We start from the raw sequence: 3617 nt of genomic DNA, 5'->3' as shown, positions 1-3617 counted from the left end.
ACCGGCTGCGAGCCGGCAGCCTGGATGCCGGTCATCATCGGCAGCCGATCGATGAACCCGAGGGCCTCAAGTTCCCGAAGCCCTTTGTAGACCGCGGAGATGTTGCCTGCGTTCCCGACCGGGAGAACTATCCGGTCGGGCACCTCGCCGCCGAGCTGGTCGATCGCCTCGAACCCGATCGTCTTCTGCCCCTCCAGCCGGTAGGGGTTGACCGAGTTCAGGAGATAGAGGCCGTGGCTGATGCAGAGTTCGTGTACCATCTCGAGCGCCCGATCAAAGTTGCCGCGGATGGAGATGACCCGGGCGCCGTGCATCAGCGCCTGGGCAACCTTCCCGAGAGCGACTTTTCCTGCGGGCAGGAGAACGACGCAGGGGACGCCGGCCTTCGCCGCGTAGGCAGCGAGGCTTGCGGAGGTGTTCCCGGTGCTCGCGCAGGCGACGCTTTTCATCCCGAGTTCGCAGGCCATGCTGACGCCCACGGTCATGCCGCGGTCCTTGAACGAACCGGTCGGGTTCATCCCCTCGTGTTTTGCGTAGAGTTCGGAAAGACCCAGCTCTTTGCCGATCTTCTTCAAGTGGTAGAGCGGGGTGCCCCCTTCCTGGAGGGAGACCGGTTCGCCCCGAACCGGGAGGAGTTCGCGGTAGCGCCAGACGGAGAGAGGGCGTCGGTTCCATTCGTCACGTGAGACGTCGATGCCGTCCATGTCGTATTCGACGGTCAGCAGGTGTCCGCAGCGGTTGCACGTATAGATGATCTGGTCCGGTGAGTAGATTGCACCACAATGAACGCAGACGAGACGGTACATAGTAGAGGATCGTTGGTCGCGCGGATACGTATAGATATGCCATGGTTCCCGGAAGGTTCGGCTTACTGCCGCCGCTCGGGCCGGACGCGGGAGACGAGCATGAAGAGCAGCCAGAGGACGGGGGCGGCGACGAGCGCGAGGGATCCGAGTTCTTCGACCGGGATGTCGGTCACGAACGGCGCGACGGAGAACCCGGCCGCCGCTACGACGAGCACGATGGTGAAGGCTGCAGGGCGCACCTCAAAGGATCCCCGGCTCCGGACACGCCCGGCCACCCGCCTCCGGGAGAAGGGATAGAGCCAGGCGACCCCGGCCGGGGTGCAGGTGTCCTCCACGAGGTGAAGAATGCACCCTGCAAAGAACGCGCACCCGAACGCCGGGAGGAGCGCGAGGGAACTCCCGAGCCAGGTGAGGATGAGCGCCAGGTAACCGGAGAGGACGAGCGTTGTCAGCGCGACGCCCGAGAACGAGTGGAGCAGCCCGCGGTGCCTGTGCCGGTAACTCTTCCGGAGGAGCAGCATGAAGACGAGGGAGAGCGGGTAGTAAATGAGATACCTGATGGTATAGCCGAAGACCGGAAGCACCACGGCAAAACCGTTTACGACCTGCCCTCTCTTCCCTTTCGCGCCGGCAATTCTGCCGTTGAATATCGCTGCATCGACGGCGTCTGCGTCCGGGGCAAGCGATCCGACGAAAACACCGAAGAGAAGGACGGCGATCACGGGCGGGTCGATGACGGTAGCCCAGGGAGCGATAAGGAGCGCTGCCGTGGCGAGACTGAGCGATACGTGCTGGTCACCCCGCATGGGAAATCTCTAAAATTTAGAGAGCAGTCTGTGATAAAGGTCACTTCTGCGGTCTGAAAGTGAAGGAAGTGTGGATTGTGCCTCATGAACCGCCGCCGGATCGACCTCGACGGTGAAGGCCTCTTCTCCGGCCCCGCACCGGCTGATGACGGTGCCGTCCGGATCGGCGGCGAGCGACCCCCCGCAGCAGGGCGCGCCCGGCCGGCCGGCCGTGTTGACCCCGGCCACGTAGTACCGGTTCTCGAGAGCCCGTGCGGGGAGCAGGGTCTCCCAGTGAGAGACCCGGGAGCAGGGCCATGCCGCCGGGACCAGCATGCACTCGACGCCGGCTATGGCGTAGATCCGGAAGAGTTCAGGGAACCGCAGGTCGTAGCAGACGGCAATCCCGAACTTCGTCCCGTCGATGGTGAACGTGGCGATCCGGTCGCCTGCAGTGTAGTTTCGGTCCTCCCCCTCGGGGGAGAAGAGGTGGATCTTTGCGTAGGCGGCGAGGAGTTCTCCGTCTTTATCGAGCACCACGACGGTGTTTCTAGGGCGGCATCCTTCTCCCGCCTCGACGATCGACCCTGCGACCGCGATACCGTTCTCCCGTGCTATCTGCGAAAACGCGGCAGTGAGCGGGCCGTCCAGGGGTTCGCCGGAGCCCGGCGGGATCTTCGGCGACCATCCGGTTACGAACTGCTCGGGAAAACAGATGAGCGATGCTCCCGCCGCTCCCGCCTCCCCGGCCATCCGGCCAGCCGCCTCGAGCATCTCCGCAGGGCTGCCGCGGCCTCCGGCGATCTGGGCAAGCGTTATCTTCGTCATTCTTGAGACGGGCTCGCGTCCCGGCCCCGGCAGGAGAAGATGAGCATGGCGGCGCCGAGGACGACGAGCACGGCGAGCGCCACCATGACGTACGGGGCGAACGGGATAACGACAGCGAACATCTGCGCCGCGATCAGGATCCCGCCTGCAATGATGCAGGTGCTGATCAGGGCGGCTCCGGGAAACGTAAGGTCGTGGGTCATGCAATACCTCCGGTGAGTATGGGGAAGGCGGTTCTGATGCCGACGATAATGAACTGGACTGCGATTGCGATGAGGAGCATCCCCATCAACCGGTTGACGGCGCGGTACTCCCGCTGGCCGATGCGCCGGACGATGATGTCGGCATTCCGCATCATATAATAGGTGATCCAGATGGCCGTAACGGCAGCGAGCGGCACGACGGCGATTGCGGCAATGTTCATGCCCATCGCGCCGTTTGTGGCCATCGCCTCGTTCATCAGCACGATTACGGAGGTGATGGCACCGGGCCCCGCGATCATCGGGATTGCGAGCGGCATGACGGCGATGTCGTCTGCGTCCTGCCCTTCGTACTTCTCGGTAGCCGTCATCTTCGTCCGGGAAGTCTTGGCGTAGACCATGTCCATGCCTATGCCGAAGAGGAGGATTCCGCCTGCGATGCGGAATGCCTCGATGGAGATGCCGAAGAGCTGCAGGATCCAGCCGCCTGCAAAGGTGAAGAGCAGCAGGGTGATCAGGGCGAAACGGGTTGCGTCACGGGCGACCCTGAGTTTGGCTGCCTGGTCCATCGTGCCGGTGAGGGAGACGAAGATCAGGGTTGCTGCAAGCGGGTTCACTACGATGAGGATCGAAGAGAAACTCAGCAGCACAAAACTCAGGAGATCCACCATTTGTAGTCTGATATTCGGTTGGTTCGATATTAGCACTTGTGGTTTTGGGGGAGGGAGGGCGATTCGTTGCTCCGGAAATCCTCTTTTGTGAAGAATGTTTCCGACAGCGGGTTCCGGCGGTGCGGGGTTATTCCCATGCGGGGTCTTTCCGGGGTTCGGGAGGTTTACGGTGTGGCGAGAGGTGGGGTTATACAATGAGGAAAGCCTGGGACAGTGGACTGTGTGGCCTGCGCACCTGACGGTTTTCTTTAGTTGCATCTGGCACGGATTTCAAGGGGATATCGCCATTGGGGGTGGGGCTGACGGGGAGGGGGGAGCATCCCCCCT

At 62.8% G+C, this 3617-nt stretch carries 5 protein-coding genes; all 5 read right to left on the bottom strand.

Annotated elements, in window-relative coordinates:
- Positions 1-806, bottom strand: an 806-nt coding sequence (gene thrC, locus L21_RS10945; RefSeq protein ID WP_074370509.1) for a threonine synthase, incomplete at its 3' end; no start/stop codon positions are given.
- A gap of 62 nt (positions 807-868) precedes the next feature.
- Entirely contained in the window at positions 869-1612 is a 744-nt protein-coding gene (locus L21_RS10940) for a metal-dependent hydrolase (RefSeq protein ID WP_074370508.1), read from the bottom strand.
- A gap of 9 nt (positions 1613-1621) precedes the next feature.
- The gene (locus tag L21_RS10935; protein WP_074370507.1) at positions 1622-2419 is read right to left on the bottom strand and encodes a nitrilase-related carbon-nitrogen hydrolase; all 798 of its coding nucleotides are present in this window, start codon (positions 2417-2419) and stop codon (positions 1622-1624) included.
- The gene (locus L21_RS10930; protein WP_074370506.1) at positions 2416-2622 is read right to left on the bottom strand and encodes a hypothetical protein; all 207 of its coding nucleotides are present in this window, start codon (positions 2620-2622) and stop codon (positions 2416-2418) included. Before L21_RS10930 ends, L21_RS10935 begins: the two co-directional genes overlap by 4 nt.
- A complete protein-coding gene (locus tag L21_RS10925; protein ID WP_074370505.1) occupies positions 2619-3290 on the bottom strand; it encodes a MarC family protein in 672 nt (223 codons plus the stop codon). Before L21_RS10925 ends, L21_RS10930 begins: the two co-directional genes overlap by 4 nt.
- Positions 3291-3617 lie beyond the last annotated feature (327 nt).

The organism is Methanoculleus chikugoensis, from assembly GCF_900095385.1.
Lineage (GTDB): Archaea > Halobacteriota > Methanomicrobia > Methanomicrobiales > Methanoculleaceae > Methanoculleus > Methanoculleus chikugoensis_A.
The sequence above is the reverse complement of the archived record's forward strand: the minus strand, read 5'-3'. Positions and strand labels throughout refer to the sequence as shown.